The 18,056-nt window shown below is 37.0% G+C and carries 13 protein-coding genes and 1 pseudogene; 7 read left to right on the top strand and 7 right to left on the bottom strand.

Features of this window, described 5'->3' with window-relative positions; translation table 11 throughout:
* The first annotated feature begins 19 nt into the window (after positions 1-19).
* Complete coding sequence (dinB, locus tag DSM106972_RS09040; RefSeq protein WP_127080375.1) at positions 20-1,111, top strand: DNA polymerase IV; 1,092 nt, start codon at positions 20-22, stop codon at positions 1,109-1,111.
* Positions 1,112-1,263: 152 nt separating this feature from the next.
* Here the strand turns inward: dinB and DSM106972_RS09035 are convergent, their stop codons facing one another.
* The gene (locus DSM106972_RS09035) at positions 1,264-2,889 is read right to left on the bottom strand and encodes an AAA-like domain-containing protein (protein WP_127080374.1); all 1,626 of its coding nucleotides are present in this window, start codon (positions 2,887-2,889) and stop codon (positions 1,264-1,266) included.
* Positions 2,890-3,289: 400 nt separating this feature from the next.
* Between DSM106972_RS09035 and DSM106972_RS09030 the strand changes: the two genes are divergently transcribed.
* Positions 3,290-5,146, top strand: coding sequence for an AAA-like domain-containing protein (locus tag DSM106972_RS09030; protein WP_127080373.1), 1,857 nt, complete (start codon positions 3,290-3,292; stop codon positions 5,144-5,146).
* Between the two features lie 17 nt (positions 5,147-5,163).
* Here the strand turns inward: DSM106972_RS09030 and DSM106972_RS09025 are convergent, their stop codons facing one another.
* Entirely contained in the window at positions 5,164-5,889 is a 726-nt protein-coding gene (locus DSM106972_RS09025; protein ID WP_127080372.1) for a diguanylate cyclase domain-containing protein, read from the bottom strand.
* Between the two features lie 350 nt (positions 5,890-6,239).
* On the opposite strand from DSM106972_RS09025, the gene DSM106972_RS09020 reads away from it, so the two are divergent.
* Positions 6,240-8,975 (top strand): CHASE2 domain-containing protein, encoded by a 2,736-nt coding sequence (locus DSM106972_RS09020; RefSeq protein WP_127080371.1) that lies wholly within the window; start codon positions 6,240-6,242, stop codon positions 8,973-8,975.
* A gap of 7 nt (positions 8,976-8,982) precedes the next feature.
* Here DSM106972_RS09020 and DSM106972_RS09015 read toward each other — a convergent pair whose 3' ends face one another.
* Positions 8,983-9,222: a hypothetical protein gene (locus DSM106972_RS09015; RefSeq protein ID WP_127080370.1), complete on the bottom strand. Its 240-nt coding sequence runs from the start codon at positions 9,220-9,222 to the stop codon at positions 8,983-8,985.
* Between the two features lie 241 nt (positions 9,223-9,463).
* Positions 9,464-11,110 carry an alpha/beta hydrolase gene (locus DSM106972_RS09010; protein ID WP_325052169.1) on the bottom strand — a complete coding sequence of 549 codons (1,647 nt, stop codon included), beginning with the start codon at positions 11,108-11,110 and terminating at the stop codon, positions 9,464-9,466.
* A gap of 703 nt (positions 11,111-11,813) precedes the next feature.
* Here DSM106972_RS09010 and DSM106972_RS09005 point away from each other — a divergent pair.
* Positions 11,814-12,944, top strand: a pseudogene (locus DSM106972_RS09005) (pyruvate synthase); the annotation flags it as partial.
* A gap of 27 nt (positions 12,945-12,971) precedes the next feature.
* On the top strand, positions 12,972-14,426 hold the full coding sequence (gene xisF / locus DSM106972_RS09000; protein WP_127080368.1) for a fdxN element excision recombinase XisF: 1,455 nt from the start codon (positions 12,972-12,974) through the stop codon (positions 14,424-14,426).
* Between the two features lie 182 nt (positions 14,427-14,608).
* On the opposite strand, the gene DSM106972_RS55720 is transcribed toward xisF, so the two are convergent.
* Positions 14,609-14,842, bottom strand: coding sequence for an alpha/beta fold hydrolase (locus DSM106972_RS55720; RefSeq protein WP_127080422.1), 234 nt, complete (start codon positions 14,840-14,842; stop codon positions 14,609-14,611).
* Between DSM106972_RS55720 and DSM106972_RS08990 the strand changes: the two genes are divergently transcribed.
* Both DSM106972_RS08990 and DSM106972_RS08980 read left to right on the top strand, forming a co-directional pair.
* Positions 14,745-15,350 (top strand): type 1 glutamine amidotransferase domain-containing protein, encoded by a 606-nt coding sequence (locus DSM106972_RS08990; protein ID WP_127080367.1) that lies wholly within the window; start codon positions 14,745-14,747, stop codon positions 15,348-15,350. The two genes, DSM106972_RS55720 and DSM106972_RS08990, sit on opposite strands and share 98 nt — an antisense overlap.
* A 1,018-nt stretch (positions 15,351-16,368) precedes the next feature.
* Positions 16,369-16,794 carry an AbrB/MazE/SpoVT family DNA-binding domain-containing protein gene (locus tag DSM106972_RS08980; protein ID WP_233787649.1) on the top strand — a complete coding sequence of 142 codons (426 nt, stop codon included), beginning with the start codon at positions 16,369-16,371 and terminating at the stop codon, positions 16,792-16,794.
* Positions 16,795-17,057: 263 nt separating this feature from the next.
* Here the strand turns inward: DSM106972_RS08980 and DSM106972_RS08975 are convergent, their stop codons facing one another.
* Positions 17,058-17,660, bottom strand: coding sequence for a thiamine phosphate synthase (locus DSM106972_RS08975; RefSeq protein WP_127080365.1), 603 nt, complete (start codon positions 17,658-17,660; stop codon positions 17,058-17,060).
* A 109-nt stretch (positions 17,661-17,769) separates the two neighbouring features.
* Positions 17,770-18,054: a hypothetical protein gene (locus tag DSM106972_RS08970; protein ID WP_127080364.1), complete on the bottom strand. Its 285-nt coding sequence runs from the start codon at positions 18,052-18,054 to the stop codon at positions 17,770-17,772.
* Positions 18,055-18,056 lie beyond the last annotated feature (2 nt).

Genomic DNA, 18,056 nt, shown 5'->3' with positions numbered 1-18,056 from the left:
ACCCGGTTTCTAATTGATTATGACTAGAAAAATTATTCATATAGATATGGATGCTTTTTATGCTTCGGTGGAACAGCGGGATAACCCAAGTTACCGTTCGCTACCTTTAGTTGTGGGTGGTTCTCCAACTCAACGGGGAGTGGTTGCTGCTGCTAGCTACGAAGCGCGTAAGTTTGGAATTTATTCTGCGATGTCTTCGCGTATTGCTATAAAGAAGTGTCCAAATTTGATTTTTGTGCGTCCTCGGTTTGATGTGTACCGCGAAGTCTCAGAACAAATTCATGATATTTTCGCGTGTTACACTGACTTAATTGAACCTGTTGCCCTTGATGAGGCTTATTTAGATGTTACGCAAAATAAGCAAAATATTAAATATGCTTCTACTATTGCTAAGTTAATACGGGCAGATATTTTTAAACAGACTGGTTTAACGGCATCTGCGGGTGTATCGATGAACAAGTTTTTAGCCAAAATGGCTTCGGGTATGAACAAGCCAAATGGTATGACTGTTATTTTACCAGAAAATGCTGAGGCTTTTGTGAAGGCTTTACCGATTGAGAAGTTTCATGGTATTGGTAAAGTCACTGCCGCTAAGATGCATTCACTAGGAATTCAAAACGGCGCCGATTTAAAGCTGCGTTCACAAAAAGAGTTAACAGATTGTTTTGGCAAAGCTGGAGAATACTATTATAAAATAGCTAGGGCACAAGATGACCGCCCTGTTGAAGCTAACCGTATACGTAAATCTATTGGCGCTGAAACTTCATTTGCTCAAGATTTAAGCGATAAACAATCTATTATATCAGAACTTCAAGAAATTGCAACAGTACTTAAACAACGTATAGACAAACACCAAGCTTCTGGTCGCACCATTACTTTAAAAATCAAATTCTCTAACTATCGGCAAATTACTCGCAGCAAAACTTTACTTGTCCCTATTAACGACTTAGAAACAATTGGCGCCAAAGCTGTAGAATTATTAGAAAGCGTTGACTTAAACGAGCAAAGTATCAGACTGCTCGGTATTTCACTATCTAACCTTGATAATAAAATCAATGCTCATGATAATAAAAATAACTATCAATTTATTCAATTACATTTATTTAATTAAAGTTAATTTATAAATAATAACTCCTTTGGTGTATCTGTTGCAAAAAAAATAATTTTTATCAGAATTACAGAAATAATAAATAGAGTTAACCAAAGCAAAATCAATGCTTCAGATGGTTCATTATTTTCATTCATTATTTTATTCTTCAATATTTAATAAATGTCAACTGAAATACAATCGCGTCCATCATTTTTAGATTGATATAAGGCTTGACGAGCCATTTCCATTAATTTGATTGGGGATTTATCTGCGTTTGTTACTGCACAAATAACACCTAAACTAATTGTAACAATAGGCGCAGTAAGACCAAAATATTTTTGTGTTTGTAGAATATTTAAGTCTTTAACTTTTGTACGAATAATTTCCGCTACTTGTATAGCAATATCAAGAGTTTTACCAGGTAATAGTATAGCAAATTCTCCACCGCTATATCGAACGGCTTGTATTTGATATAAACCTACTTTAGAAAAATCACTCACAACTTCTTGGATAACATTAGCAATTTTTTTTATACAATCGTCTCCTTTTATACGGTCATAGCTTTGATTATAAATTTTGAGATGGTCAATGTCTAGTATAATCATTGACATTGGCGCCTCTTTCTCGACAAGCATAAACCATAACTGATGGAGCATTGTGTCAAAATAACGTCGGTTATTAAGTTGAGTCAGTTCATCTGTATTTGATAAACTTCTTAAAGTTTTGTTATCTTTTTGTAACTTTTTCATGTATCGCCAAACATTAAGCTCTTCAAAATTTTGAGTGGCAAAATACTTTTTATATAATTCACACGAAAAAGTACACTGACTATTAACTTTAATTAATCCTAAACTCTCTAATTTATAAGCAACGATATTATTTAAGAATATTTCACCATGATACATTAAATCTTTAAGTGCGGTTACTAATTCTGGATGCTGGATAACGGTTGCTAATATACCTCTAAGATAACTATTGTAAATACCTTGATATGTATGACTTTGCTCTAAAAGTTCATCAAATGTACTATTGGGATTGTTTACTAGGTTATGAATGAACATCCGAACTAAATAAGGATGTCCTCCGAGCAAGGACTTTAGCTGAAAAGCGTATCTATTGTTAATTGTGCTAGACCAATTTAATCCATAGCGTAAAGCTAGCTCTTGTATTTGTTTGGTTGTGAACTCAGGTAGTTCAACTAAAAGTCCCACATTAAAAGGAGATTGATTTATATTTAAACTAATGTAAATTTCAGTCGAGTGAACTAGTACTAGTCGAATTTGCTTCAAATCGACATCATATTTAGCATCGTGCCAAGAACGGAGTAGGGTCAAAAAGCTAGTAGCAATAGGATATTCAAAAATGTAATCTAATTTATTTAAAACTAATACTAAAGGTACATTTAGCTGCTGGAGTATATAATTCTTTAAATATAGTGTACAGTTAACTTTATTACCAATTTCCGAATCCCAATATTGATTTACGAGTATATTTAACTGCAATTGCTTACTAATATTAGCGCACAACCAACGAAAAAATTTATCCTCACTGCAAAGAATATCTTTATCTGCTTGCTGGAAATCGATGTAAACTGTAGCATACAATACTTTTTTTGCGTATTTCATTAATCGCAAAACTAAAGAAGTCTTTCCCATTTTTTGAGGTGACTTGATACGGATAATACAACCTTCTTTAGTAATTTCTTGGCAAACTGTTGCTTCGATTGGTGGACGCTCTATGTAAAAAATAGAACTTTGGTGTAGTGCCTCATCTGGAGGCTCTTTAGCTATACTTCTCACTATATTAGCCTTGTTTGTAACTGTTTTGGACTAACTGAAATGCACTACAGCAGGCAAAAGTACCATATTAATGTAACATTTGTCTATAAATTAGGTATAGATAGGTATGCAACATTTCTCAACAATCATTAAAAAAAATAATCTTTCCACAATGGGGTCATGTCTTCCGATTCTTGGGTCTGTAGCCGGAGTGCCTGATACATACGACCGAGTACTGGTGTAGTATTTCTCGAAAACAACTATAAATTTGCCGTTCCCACAAATAAATGTATCATCTTTATCATTAAATAGATGTTGTGAAAGCATTTTGTTGTAAAATTAGCATATGTAGTAAATAATAAATAGATGTTCCCTTTTGTTGATAAAAGTCCAAGTTTATACAAATCTTGCAATTTGCGTTATGGATAGCGAGAATGCTTTAGAAGTAGTGGAAAGAGTGCTGTTTCGACAACTGACCCCGATTGAACAATTAATATTACGTCAATCGTGGGCAGGTAAAAGTTATGAAGAAATGGCACAAAATACGAATTATTCTAGTAATTACCTAAAAGTAATTGGCTTTGATTTGTGGAATAACATTTCCAATGTCCTTGGCCAAAGAGTAACAAAGAAAAATATACATTTAATTTTACCCAAGTATTTATCAAATATTGAGAAAGTTTCAAATAAATTTAATAGTGATAATAAGACGATACCAAGTATAACAGCAAACTTTGAAATAGAACTACTTAGTAGTCCTCTACCATATGATTCTCCTTTTTACATTCACCGTTCTCCAATTGAAGAGCTTGTTTTTGCAGAAGTGAGAAAACCAGGTAGTGTAGTTAGAATTAGAGCTTCAAAAAAAATGGGCAAAAATTCTTTAATTAATCAAATAATTAGCAGTGTGAAAGAGGAGGATTACGCATCAGCTTATATAGATTTTCAGGAACCGGACAAAGCAATATTTACGAATATTGATAAATTTTTACGCTGGTTTTGTAGTACGATTAGCAGGCAGTTGCAGATCAATCCTCAACTAGATGATTATTGGGATGAGGATATTGGTAGCAAGGTGAGTTCTAAAGTTTATTTTCAAGAATATTTGCTTACTAAAATTAAACATCCATTAGTTTTGGTGTTAAATGAAGTCAACTGCATTTTTGAGCATTCAAGTATTGCCTCAGAATTTTTACCAATGCTGCGGTATTGGCACGAAATTGCTCGTTCGCAACAGGTTTGGCAAAAATTACGCTTAGTAATTGCCCATTCAACCGAAGTATATATACCTTTAAAGTTGCATCAATCTCCGTTTAATGTGGGTTTAGCGGTTAAGTTACCTGAGTTTTCTAGCGAACAAGTTAAATTATTAGCTGCTCGCTACAAATTAGAATCGATTCAAGAACAGCAAATTCAACAGTTAATGTCAATGGTTGGGGGACATCCTTATTTAATTAACCTAGCTTTTTATCATCTTTATAGAGGAGAGATGATTTTAGAAGAGTTGTTGCAGAACGCTCCTACGCTAGCAGGTATTTATAGTGACCATTTACGAGGTCTTTTAGTAATTCTACAACAGCAACCAGAATTAGCACTTTCGTTAGAGCAAGTTTTAACTACGAATGAAGGTGCTTTTCTTGATGCAATGGCAGCGTATAAGCTAGAGAGTATGGGGTTGATACATTTAGATGGTAACTTAGCTTTCATCAGTTGTGAATTGTATCGTTTATATTTTCGCCAACAGTTAGAAGGTTTAAATCCAAGTATATTTAGCGTGCGAAGGCAAAGTAGTGCAGATGAATTACTCGAATTTGATACACAATACGGTTATTTCAAGCATTATTTAGAAACCGAATGGCGCCAGTGGAATTCCGAAGCATTACCGTTATCGATGATTTGGTGTGATATCGACTACTTTAAATCATACAATCAATCTTATGGTTTAGGCGCCAGTAATGCGGCGTTACAACAAATTAGTACAGCTTTGTGTGACTGTGTAAAGCAGCAAGCAACTTTAATAGCGCGTCATAAAGGGGAAGAATTTATTGTAGTATTACCTCAAACAACTACTGACACAGCAATTTCACTTGCAGAACAAATTCGTGCGTGTGTTGAAGATTTATCAATAACTCGTGAACCGTCAGAAGTTTTAACTATGAGTTTAGGGGTAGCGACTATCGAACCAAATTCGGAGTTATATCCAGATACATTAATTGCTGCTGCTCAACAAGCAATGATGCAATCCAAAAAACTTGGAAGAAATCGAGTTAGCAAATAATCTCTATATATATAAGATTATTTCAGAGTTTTGCTAACACAAGTGCAATTTCCCTCTAACTTTTTCGCGCGATGTAATGCATTTAAAGCTGCATCACACAAAACATTTGGAGATTGTTCTAAATTGGGAATTGTGGTTGCAACTCCTAAACTAACTGTGACAATAGGAAAACGCAGTCCACCAAGTTGAGCAACAGCGTGTTGAATATTCAAATTTTTTACTTCTTCGCGAATCACCTCAGCTATTTCTACTGCATTACTCGCTGTAGTGTTGGGAAGAACTATTGCAAATGCGTCATCTTGATAGCGTGCAACCAAAGTGCCATGTTTATTTAAGCATTTAGGAATCGCATTCGCAATTTCATATACACACTTATCACCCATTTCTTGTCCCCGCATTAAATTATAGACCTTGAGATTATCGATATCTAAAAATATAACCGACAGCGGCGCCTTCTCGTTGGCTAAGTCTTCCCAGCAATTTTTTAGGTAAAAATCAAAGTAGCGTTTGTTACGAAGTTGTGTTAAATCATCGGTATAACATATATTTTCGAGGTGCTTTATATCTAAGTGTTGATTGATATACATAAGAAGCCAAAATTGATAAAAATGTTTATGTTGGTTTTCGTTGATATCATCAACTTTTTTAAAAGCTAGCTCATTGCTTTCAGAATGATTGAGCTTTGATGCTAACATCGCATCAATGACAGGCAGGGCAAATACATTAACGTAGTTTTGATTCATCTTAATAAATAGTCTCTATAATTAAAATCGAAAACAATTTAATACTAGCTGATAATTATAATCTATAAATATGGATTGGCTACACTTTTATTCAAACTTTATCAAGATTATTTTCTCTCAATAAAAATATATAATTTTCCCACTAACTACATGATGGCGCTATACAAATAAAATAAACATAACTTTTAATAAGTTACTAAAAAAAAGTTATATTAGTTATAAAAGTAAGTTAAATTTGTTAAGATTTTTAAAAAAGGTAATCAAGGTTTGTAAAATTGACGTAATTATCGTTAATTTAACTGAAGTTATATAGAATAGCCACTATTAATTAAGGAAAGTAAACGTTAAATATGACCCGTTACAGATATCAAGTTGGAGGCAGTTTAAGAAGTAATGCTCTTAGTTATGTAGAGCGTGCGTGTGATAGCGAACTTTACCAAGCATTAAAGAGGGGTGAATTTTGCTATGTTCTTAACTCTAGACAGATGGGAAAATCATCACTTTTAGTGAAAACGAGTTGCCGTTTAGAACAAGAGAATTATAAATGTAGTGTAGTGGACTTGACGAATATAGGCAGCGAAAATATAACCCCATTGCAATGGTATAAAGGACTAGTTACAGATTTATTGTCAGGATTTAATTTATTTCATAAAATTAATTTAAAAACTTGGTGGCAAGAACAAGAAGAAATATCTTTACTCCAAAAATTAAGCCGATTTATTTTAGAAGTGCTGTTAGTCGAGTTTAAAAACGAACAAATTATTATTTTCATAGACGAAATTGATAACGTTCTGGCACTTGACTTCCCGGTAGATGATTTTTTTGCGTTCATTCGGTTCTGTTATAATCAGCGTGCTGTCAATCCAGAATATAATCGTTTAACGTTTGCTATTTTTGGAGTTGCCAAACCATCAGACTTAATTCAAGATAAGCAACGTACACCGTTCAATATTGGTAAGTCGATACAATTAGATGGTTTTGCTATAGATAATATTCAGCCATTAGCTGACGGACTAAATATTCCAGGACATAATGCTTTTGAAATAATGCGTCATATCTTGATATGGACGAACGGACAACCTTTCTTGACTCATAAACTCTGTCAATTACTATTTGATTTAACTCCAAAAATAAATGCTACTCAATCAGTGGAAACAATAGTAAAAGATGTCGTAATAAATTATATCATCAACAACTGGGAATTTCAAGATGAGCCGCAGCATTTACGAACAATCTCAGACCGAATTATCAGAAACGAACATATTGCAGGGCGCCATTTAGAGGTTTATCAGCGAATTCTTTTAGGAGAAGAAGTTTTAGTTGATGATAGTCGAGAGCAAATAGAGTTACTACTATCAGGATTAGTAATTCACTCACAAGGTAAATTAAAAGTTAAAAATTTGATTTACGAAGCAGTTTTTGATTTACAATGGACTTCCAAACAAATGGAGAAATTGCGTCCTTACGCGCAAAAATTTAAAGCATGGATAGCTTCAGGGCAAAAAGGTACTGAGTATTTGCTGCGTGGAGAAACTTTAGAACAAGCACTTACGTGGTCATACAGTAAAAGACTTAGTGACCAAGACTATCGCTTTTTAACTGCAAGTCAAGAAGCAGCAAAGCGAGAAATTCAAAAAGATTTATTAGCAGAAAAACAAGCAAGATATCTTGAACAAGAAAAATCACAGTTTGTCCTTGAAATGCATAGACTTGCCCAGCAGATTTTAGCGAATGCACGCAAAACTGCCAAAAAGAATATACAGAAACTACGATTAGCTAGAATTCATATTATTTCGATTACCTTTATTGTTGCCATTGCAGTAATTATTTTACGTTTTAGTGGCGTATTAGAAGAAATAGAGTTGACGAGCTTAGATAAATTATTTCAAGCGCGTCCTGTTACAACAGTTGACCCTAGAATTGTGATTGTTGCTCTTGATGAATTGCACATTCAACAATATGGTCAATATCCAATGTCAGATGCCATTCTCGCACAGGTATTGCAAACATTAAAAAATTACAACCCAAAAGCTATTGGATTAGACTTGTATCGAGACTTACCAGTAGAACCCGGCGCCGATAAACTAATACAAATATACAGAACAACACCAAATTTAATTGGTGTAAAGAAGGCAATTGATAATAAAATTGCCCCTTCACCAGTTTTAGCTGAACTCAAACAAGTAGGTCTTGCCGACCAAGTGCTAGACGGAGATGGAAAAATTCGTCGTGCTTTATTATCGATTGAAGAAGATAATAAAATAACTTTAAACTTGGGTTTAAAGTTAGCATTACGCTACTTAGAAACTCATAATATCTACGCTTCAGATTTACCAAATCACCAAATCAAAATAGGGAAAGCACTTCTTACTCCCTTTCACTCGAATGATGGGGGATATGTGAGAGCAGATGCGGGGGGATATCAGATTTTGCTTAACTTTCACGGTACCCAGAAACAGTTTCAAGTTATTTCCATTCAAGATGTACTAAAAAATCAGATACCTGCTGATTTAATACGCCATCGCATTGTTTTAATTGGTGCGACAGCAGAGAGTGTGAACGATTTGTATCATACTCCTTATAGTAACAGCAGTTTCGATAACCCGGCTCGAATGCCTGGAGTTGTTATTCACGCTAATATTGCAAGTTCCATTTTAAGTGCAGCACTCGATGGGCGCCCACTATTAAAAGTATGGTTGCATCAAATTGAATGGTTTTGGATTTTACTGTGGTCTGGAATGGGAACACTTCTTAGTTGGTTTTTTAAGCCATTGAAATATTTGCTAGTTTCAATTTTATTTTTAATATTGATACTAACATTAGTTACCTACATTGCCTTTTTACTAGGATGGTGGATTCCAATTATACCCGCAATAATTGCATTTTTAGCTGGCGTAATTACGCAGATAATAATTATTACCAAACATTCCGATAAAATTCAATTAAGTCAAATAGTACAACAGCTAATTAAATTTACTCAAGAACAACCTGTAGCTGGACAAATTGCAATTGAATATTTGAAACAATCTGAAAGTCAAGAAAATCAAGTACTGATAGATAAAATTCTGAAAAATAACAATTACTAACCTTACACTAGCTATTCACACCCTTATATCTATGATTATTAGATATACGACGAGAACCGGCGCCGGAAGAACCTTTAGGTTTACTAGTACTTGGTGGTTTAAATTTACTCTGACTTATTAACTCAGGTGAATGTTTCTGAGCATCACCTACTTTTTCTTGTTTAAGAGAATGAACAAAAAATACCATTAGAATTTGCGTGATAGTTAATGCAACAATTAAGAGCATAATGCTACGAAAGTTAGACATGCTGGGTAAATATCTCCGTAATTGACTGGGCTAGAATCTTTATACGAACTAACTACAGCAAATCACGGAAGAAATCGCACAAATCTTTTTTTACTTACTTATATTACTTATGTTCGCTATAAACACAGGAGCCTAACCTACATTTAGCACAACTGCTACATCTCTATTACGCTTACTTTTATAACTTTTAATTGTACATCCATTTGCTTAACAAAAACTTCACATAAACAATATAAATTTATTATTGATTAGAAGATAAAGGAGAACCATTCAGCGCTTGTTGCAACTCATTAGGAGTGATATTTCGCACCAAACTTAGAGGCAACTGTGCTTGACTAATAACTTTTGCGTAGCCTGCATTTAGGTAATTTATATAACTTGGTTGTTGAGCAACATAAGTTTGAAAGAAGGGAAAACTTAAAGATTCGATATAGGAACGTGAAACTTCCGGACTGGCACCTACAGCTTCTTGTGGAATAGGGAGAGCATTATTAGGAGATTCAGCGATAGTAGAAAAGTGAGTTCCACCATTAATCAACGCTAAATATTTATTGGGAGTAGTCAGCCAAGTAAAAGGTTGAATTTGTTCAGGAAGCGCAGGAGTAACAGTATCGGCACTACCAGCAACAATCATTACAGGTATATTAATTTGGCTCAATCCAGTTTGTCCTAATATACTGCTACCTACAGGGTTAATAGCAATTACAGCCTTCACCCTTGAATCAGACAAATTATACTCAGTCCTTGGTAAACGTACTGCTAAACACTGAAGTAACTGTGAAACATTTAAAGAACTCCTCAAAGGAGGGCAATCTTTATTTAACTGCTCAAAATTGATTTTGGCGCCAGCCAAAGCCAAAGCAGTGTAACCACCAAACGACTGTCCAACCACACCAACCTGCTGTAAATTGAGGCGCCCGCGCAAAGTAGCATTAGAATCTTGTAACTGTGTCAATTCATCAAGTACAAACTTAATATCCAAAGGACGGTCAACAAACTCTCTAGGGTCAGTAACAGTATCCGCTCTACCAGACAACAAAGCTTGCAACTGTGCAGCATTACTACCAGGATGTTCAGGAACCACAACAACAAAACCAGACCGAGCTAAATATTGAGCCAGATACGCAAAACTCGTGCGGTCAGACCCAAGACCATGAGAAATAACAACAATAGGGCGCCGACCAGACGCTACAGGCACATAAACATCAGTATTAATTACCCGATTACGAGACACATCATTAAAATTAAAAATTGCCTTCTGCACTTGAAAACGTCTCGTAGTAACCCCCGTCGTAAGCACTTCAGTGCTTCCCATCTCTTCCCTCGACTCTTGATTAATCAAAGCAATCGCATTTTTAGTCTGATTAATTAAAATCTGAACAGATTGGGCAATCTCCTGAGTACGAGATAAATTAATCGAAATAGCGTTAGAAGAATAATTCCGAAAAACATCAAGTAGCGTAAACCCTTGTTTTTGTGCCGCCGAAACAATCAAAGCAGAGCGAATAGCATAAAAACCATTTAGCCCCGACTCCAACTGAATAACATCCCCCAAACGTTCTAACAAAGTCTGACCAATAGCCGTATATAAAAATTGTGAAACCTCAACAGCACCAAGAGGAATAGGAGTAAGTAAAAGTCGTCTTAACTGCGCTAACTCCTTTTTATCAACATACCGAGCATAAGCAGAAAAATCTTCATCTATTTCACCAGTTCTAGCGAACAACTCCAAAGACTTAATTGGAATAGACCTTTGGAAAATCCCATAAGAAATATTTATCCGCTCGGCGCCAAACGCAGGACGTACAGTTGGTATAAAATTGGCGCCGATAGTCATCAAAGCTACCGACAACGATAATGACGACTTCAAAAATAATTTATTTAACATAATTTAATATAATTTGATAATATCGTAGGATGCATGGCGCCATGAAAAAATCCAAACGTAGTTATAAGACCTCAAGCGCCACGCACCAAAATATAATTCTCAATTTAACAAACAATAATATAATCTTATAACTAATTATATCTCTATCAATAGTACTATTTAGACAAAATTAATCTACTCTACTAGTAGTATTCCTTTTTATGTAGACTTAAATGGTACGTTTGGCATTCATATAAACATCGTTCTATATTAATTAGTCCTAGCTGCCAATCTTTTATTAGCTTTAGTCCTCACTTTTCGAGAAAAAACGAGGGTATTGTAATTAGAGAAATTTTCAATGAGGGCAGAACTCAAAAGATTAGTAATGATAGTGTTTTAAACGAAGATATTATTCTCAGCCAGAATCAACAGACACTTGTTTATGCTACTAGAGATAATATATGTAGGGGAGAAGATACATATATTAAAGTTTGGAGACAATTTTAAAAGTTGTTGTATATGATTTTAATCCCCCCTAGCCCCCCTTGATAAGGGGGGGACAGGAAAAAGAACAAATTTTAGCCCCCCTTATTAAGGGGGGTTGGGGGGATCAAAATGTGCATCTAGTAGACATTTATGGGTGTAACGTTTGTCTGAGAGTAACAGAAAATTAATACTTAAAAACTAACAATGTTAAGTATTTGCTGTTGCTTGAGCGCATATCATGGGTAAAAAATTTGCCACTATAGATGGAAACGAAGCGGTTGCTCGTGTAGCTTACCGTTTGAACGAAGTAATTGCTATTTATCCAATAACACCTTCTTCGGCAATTGGAGAATGGGCAGATGCTTGGTCTGCTGATAACCGTACAAACTTATGGGGTACCGTTCCTAGTGTTATTGAAATGCAAAGTGAAGGAGGCGCCGTTGCTGCTGCACATGGCGCCTTGCAAGCTGGTTCACTAACAACAACTTTCACTTCATCACAAGGGTTGTTGTTAATGATTCCCAACTTATATAAAATTGCTGGTGAACTTACGAGTATTGTTGTTCACGTTGCGGCACGCGCACTTGCTACCCATGCACTATCAATATTTGGCGACCATAGTGATGTCATGGCAGCGCGCGCAACTGGGTTTGTAATGTTATGTTCTGCTTCGGTACAAGAAGCACATGATTTTGCTTTGATAGCTCAAGCTGCTACCCTCAAAGCACGAGTTAGTTTTATGCATTTTTTTGATGGTTTCCGTACTTCTCACGAAGTGCAGAAAGTAGAATTATTACAAGATGATGATTTAAAAAGTGTAATAGATGAAGATTTAATTTTGGCACACCGTGCGCGCGCTTTAACTCCTGACCGTCCTGTGTTACGTGGTACAGCCCAAAACCCCGATGTATATTTTCAATCTAGAGAAGGCGGCAATCTTTATTATCAAGCTTGTCCAGATATTGTTCAGCAAGTCATGGATGATTTTGGAAAGCGTACAGGTAGATATTACAAAATATATGAATATTACGGCGCCAGTGATGCTACTTCAGTCATCGTTATTATGGGGTCGGGATGTGAAACAGTACACGAAACAGTAGATTATTTGAACGCACACGGTGAAAAAGTTGGTGTTATAAAAGTGCGGTTATATCGTCCCTTCGACGTACAAAAATTTATAGACGTATTGCCCAGTACCGTAAAATCAATAGCTGTTCTCGACCGTACCAAAGAACCTGGAAGCGCAGGAGAACCACTTTATCTAGATGTAGTCACCGCTATTCACGAAACTTGGTCACTCAGCACTCAGCACTCATCACTCAGCACTCCTAAAATAATTGGTGGTCGTTATGGGTTGTCTTCAAAAGAATGTTGTACAATCCAGAGTACATTCTAAATGTCGCGAAAAACAATGATTGTAGGATACGCGCGTGTTAGCTCAAAACATCAAGCTGATACAAATGCATTAGAACAGCAAGTCGAGCGTCTGAAACATGCAGGCGCCGAAAAGTTATATATAGATATTGAGTCAGGTTACAAAGGTAATCGCCGCGAAGAACTAGAGCGCTTACTTGAGGACGTTAGAGCGAGGCGAGTAACTAAAGTTGTAGTAACGCGGGTTGACCGATTGTCGCGGCGTGGTAAGCAGTGGTTTACTTTGGTCGAAGATTTTATCAAAAGTGAAGTTCAGCTTGTGGTGTTGGACGAACCAATCGACTTAACAACAGCAGCAGGTAAAATGCAAGCGGGTATTGTCGCTATACTTGCTCAACATCATAGCGACCAAAAAAGTGAATCGATACGTCACGGGTGGGAACATTTACGGAATAAAGGAGCTGCGACCAAGGCGCCGTTTGGCTTAATAAAAGTGGGAGAGAAGTTTGAGAGAGATAGGCGCCCGTTCTTGTGTTTGATACATCAAAAATCTGAATTATCGTCCTGCGGACAAACTTCGTTAACGCGCTACCAAATAGCAATTGATATTAAATCAACATTTCTTGAACAACGAAGTATCAGGCGATGTTTACAAGGGATTAATCAAAAATATGGCATTTGGGTAAAGTCGCATCATAATAAATGGGCTGGACGTATTGCGCTTGATATGTTTAGATTTTCGGCACCTGGTCTTCGCTATTGGCTCAACTCACCCGTGTTACGTGGGCACACTCGCTACAGACAAGCTTCGGGGCAGTACGAAGAGCAAATAATTTACAACACCCACCCTGAAGAAATAATTATTACTGAAAGTGAATATTTAGAGATTAAGCAAATATTAGAGTGGAATAGAAACACGCGCGGTTTCGGTTCAACACGCCAGTCACACCCACTCTCAGGACTAGTGATTTGCGCTGAGTGTAACAGTACGTGTTACAAAGGTTCTGGTTCATCAAAAAAACCATACTATCAATGCAAGAATTGGGCTACTCGCAGCTGTAGTCAACAAAAAATGGCGCCAGCTTCTCTTACTGAGAAAGCTGTAGTTGAAGCATTAGCGCAAAGAGCAGAACAGGTTGCCAGCTATTCGTTAGACAAGACGGACGAATTAATTGAACCCGAAAACATTCGCGACTTACGCTCTGAGATTAGTAATCTCGAAGCACTAGGCAGTAACAACCCAACTGTTAAAGGCGCCATTGCTGAACTCAATAGCCAATTGCGGGTATTACTTGCTCAGGACAAGAGTTCAAGCACGCTCGACCGATACAAGTATCAAATCCTACGTGATACTTTCGGCGACGCTGAATACTGGCAATTCTTAACAGATGAACAAAAAATTCCAATATACCGGGCTTTAATTAACAAAATACTCATTCGCGACGGGAAGCCTGTTTCGATTGAACTAAACGTGTAGCTAGTAGAGGCGCCTCCAGAGTTATTGAAAAGTTTCAGTAAACTAAGGAACTTCCAAAAATTTAATTCTCCATGTTGTGGAATGGGCATCCTTGCCCGTTCAAACTGTAGGCGGGCTTTCCTGCCCACCCCACAAGAAATTTTTGGGTATTGTTTTTTGGAAGTCCCTTAGACGTTGCGCCTTCAGTCGGTGCGGAGTATTTTGATGATCTGTTCGGTGACGAGGTCGGGTCGTGACAGGAACGGGTGGTGACCGGTATGCAGGTCGTGAGAGCGCTTCGCCCGGTCGGCATGGAAACGTTGCAGGGCTTCTGATGTACTGCGGTCATCGACGCAGACGAGATACGTCGAAGGTCTGCCCTGCCATGCCGCCCGGGTTGTCTTAGTCCCGAAGGCGCTTACTGACTGCGCGGTCAGGCCTGCCTTTACCCAGGCTGGTTACGAAGTTGATTTTGTTAGTCCCACAGGGAAGGCTGCTCCCATCGACCCTAAAAGCAACGATAAAAGCGACCCGAAAAATCTGCAATTATTGCAAAATAAAGCAGTGATGGCAAAAATCCAAGACACCCTCGCACCTGCAGAAGTTAAACCCAACGACTATCAAGCAATTTTCTTCGCTGGTGGACATGGAGTAATGTGGGATTTACCCGATAACAAACCATTGCAGCAACTTACCGCATCAATGTACGAACGGGGAGCATTGGTTGGCGCCGTATGTCATGGTCCAGCAGCGCTTGTGAATGTAAAGTTATCGAATGGTGAATATTTGGTGAAAGGAAAAACTGTAGCTGCATTCACTAATGAAGAAGAAGAAGCAGTCGGATTGACGAAAGTAATGCCGTTCCTGCTGGAGTCAAAATTAATTGCTCGTGGAGCTAAACACGCCAAAGCTCCTAATTTTCAATCACATGTAGTTGTAAATTAATCAAAGCTGGATAAAGTTTTGTATCTCCTATTTCTTTTGCTGCTTCAACAGGAAGTATACCGACGCGCCCGCTTTTAAGTTCTACAATTAACGGATTAATTACCCGTTCATCTTTCCTAATTGCTAAACCGAGTAATGCTTCTCCACGAATTTCAGCACTAGTATCATCTTCTCCTGTTTCTGCAATTACGCGAGCAAATAAAGCATCTCGAATAGCTGGCGTATCACTGAACCACTAAGTCCAACAATAGAAGCCATCATAAAAGAAACATTCCCTGTGCCGCAACCAAATATCGGCTACGCGCATTCCTTCTTTTTATCCTGCTCGTTGCATTAAAAACTCTGTATACGGCTGGTGGACTGCATTGAGAATTGAACAAGCGGTTATAACAAGAAAACTGGTAATTGCTTTTGTAAAACGATGCATTGCTTGCGGGAGCGCCAATACCTACAAATCTTTAAGTGCAGTAAAGGAAAATCGAACTACTATTTGGGATAAAGCTATTTATTATAGTTATTTTATACTATATAGGATTGTAGTGCCCCGAATTACTATAAAAAGTTTGCCAACTATGAAATTATTGGTATTCCTGATTGCATCAACAAAAAACAGGTGCCACTCAGAGGTTGTTTGAAAAGTCAGACAAGATATAAATTGTCCCAAGCGAGTTCCGCTACACAAAACGTAATGCGGAGCATTTGCCCTTACTGCTAGAATCTAGGTTTTGGGACGTATACTGAGATGCTAAGAAGCGGGAAAACTGCGTTAACGTTCGCGACTCATGACACAAAATAGCACTTTTCAAACATTCTCTCAGAGTGAATAATTATTGTCATAAAGCAAATATTTCTATACAATAAAGAAATTCCATGAAAATGTAAATTAATTTCGTAACTCAACTGTGTCAACATGGCGAAAAATAAAATAACGAAGTCCTCAGAACCCAAGGCATCAGCTAAAAAAGCACTCACAAGTGAACCCTCTGTTAGTGAGGCGCCAGCCCAGGAAGTAAAACAAATTAAGCCCAAAGTTGAGGAGACATCAGGTAAAAAAGCTAAACAAATCGAGGCTCTAGAAGGTAAGGCATTAACTGATAAAGTTAAAGAAATGCCCAATAGCAGTAAAGAAGAAAAAGCTAAAGCCTGTGGCTACTATAGCGTCACCAAAGATGGCGTAGAGCGAGTTAATATGATGAAATTTCTCAACGCTCTACTTGATGCAGAAGATATATCATTTGATACCCCTACGGACAAGCATAGTCGTGGACGTAGCGCTAGCTACCGAATTTCAGTGCAGTCTAACGGCGCCTTGCTAATAGGTTCTGCTTATACAAAACAATTGGGTTTAAAGCCAGGGGATGAATTTTCCCTCAATATAGGTAGAAAGCATATCAAGTTGGTAGCAATTTCATCAGAAGAAAATCAAGACGAAATCGCTGCTTAATAGCTTTTGTCAATCAATAGTTTCGGCGCCTAAGAGTCATGTATTCCAAGGCGCCTAAAAGTCATGTCCTGACAAATCCTCAAAGTACACGTTTGCAAATATTTTTGAGCCGCATGAATCTTGGCTAAAATTAAAACCGTTTGGTTAAAAAGCTTGATATATATCGACTCTAGCTTTAACGTCTAGCAGACAGTTTCAATCCAAAACTTATGACATGAACGAGCATGGTTATAGATTTGGTAATTTATATTACTTGTCAGGGTCTAGTTACAGGACTTTGTGAACATACTAATTGCCGCAATACCAGACGCACCTACATCAAGACATTGCCTATAATTATTTTCGTTGATTCCTCCAAGGGCAAAAACCCTCATTTGCGTTGATTCACAAGCTGAACGGAGCATACTTAGACCAATTCCTTTAGATAAAGGATGAGTTTTTGTCTCAAAAATCGGTGAAAAAAATACATAGTCTATTCCGCACTGTTCCGCTTCTAAAATAGATTTCAACGAGTGGCATGACTTCCCAAACAGCACATTACTGTCTAGAGTCTGATGAGTTTTAATTTTGTCATTCTCTCGAAAATGAAAAGCACTAATCAAAGAAGATTTATAATTAAGAGAAAATGGTACTATAATTGGTAATTCCTTATAAGACAAATTCTCCAAAATTATATCTACAGTTTCTTTGTTCGCATTATATAAACGCACATAGCAAGAATCTGCACCATTATTGGTAGCTATTTTTGCCCACTCTGTAACTTTTTTACCAAGCTTTAACAAGTCAAGAGAAAGTAGCTCTTCGGCAATTACTGATGTGGAATCAAATATTGCGATTTTTTTGAAATGTTTTACTGTTAGTGTCATATAAACCCTATTTCTTGTAGCAGTAATGATTGTAGAACCTGAAGTTATTAGCCTTGTCAAACTTATTCCAGTTGAAGTTGTTACTTCATCAGTGATGAAGATTTACAGATTATGATAAATCTTCGTTTTCTGCTTCGCTCCACGCTACCATCAAACCTTCCCGGTCAAGTTGCAATGCTTCACATCCATGCGCGCAGCACACTTCTTCCCACTCTACATCATTAGTTGGCGGTTTTTTCGTTACCATACCCAGAAACCGGGTAAAGTCGCGCGCATCTTCAGGATTTTGACCAAGCGCAATTAGCCGCTGCTCAAGGAGTGGGTCATAACCTTTTTCTAATAATGCAGCATACTCAGTATCTGTCATGTTAAAGTTGATAGGCTGGTCGTTCATAA

The sequence above is a fragment of the Dulcicalothrix desertica PCC 7102 genome, assembly GCF_003991905.1.
Classification (GTDB): Bacteria; Cyanobacteriota; Cyanobacteriia; order Cyanobacteriales; family Nostocaceae; genus Dulcicalothrix; species Dulcicalothrix desertica.
Note: the sequence above shows the minus strand (reverse complement) of the source record. Positions and strands in the feature narration are given on the sequence as shown.

Coding starts and splice junctions, on each gene's coding strand:
- xisF (WP_127080368.1), top strand. CDS start 12,972: ATGTCGCGAAAAACAATGATTGTAGGATACGCGCGTGTTAGCTCAAAA.
- DSM106972_RS09015 (WP_127080370.1), bottom strand. CDS start 9,222: ATGTCTAACTTTCGTAGCATTATGCTCTTAATTGTTGCATTAACTATC.
- DSM106972_RS08970 (WP_127080364.1), bottom strand. CDS start 18,054: ATGAACGACCAGCCTATCAACTTTAACATGACAGATACTGAGTATGCT.
- DSM106972_RS09020 (WP_127080371.1), top strand. CDS start 6,240: ATGACCCGTTACAGATATCAAGTTGGAGGCAGTTTAAGAAGTAATGCT.
- DSM106972_RS09010 (WP_325052169.1), bottom strand. CDS start 11,110: ATGTTAAATAAATTATTTTTGAAGTCGTCATTATCGTTGTCGGTAGCT.
- DSM106972_RS09025 (WP_127080372.1), bottom strand. CDS start 5,889: ATGAATCAAAACTACGTTAATGTATTTGCCCTGCCTGTCATTGATGCG.
- dinB (WP_127080375.1), top strand. CDS start 20: ATGACTAGAAAAATTATTCATATAGATATGGATGCTTTTTATGCTTCG.
- DSM106972_RS08975 (WP_127080365.1), bottom strand. CDS start 17,660: ATGACACTAACAGTAAAACATTTCAAAAAAATCGCAATATTTGATTCC.
- DSM106972_RS09030 (WP_127080373.1), top strand. CDS start 3,290: ATGGATAGCGAGAATGCTTTAGAAGTAGTGGAAAGAGTGCTGTTTCGA.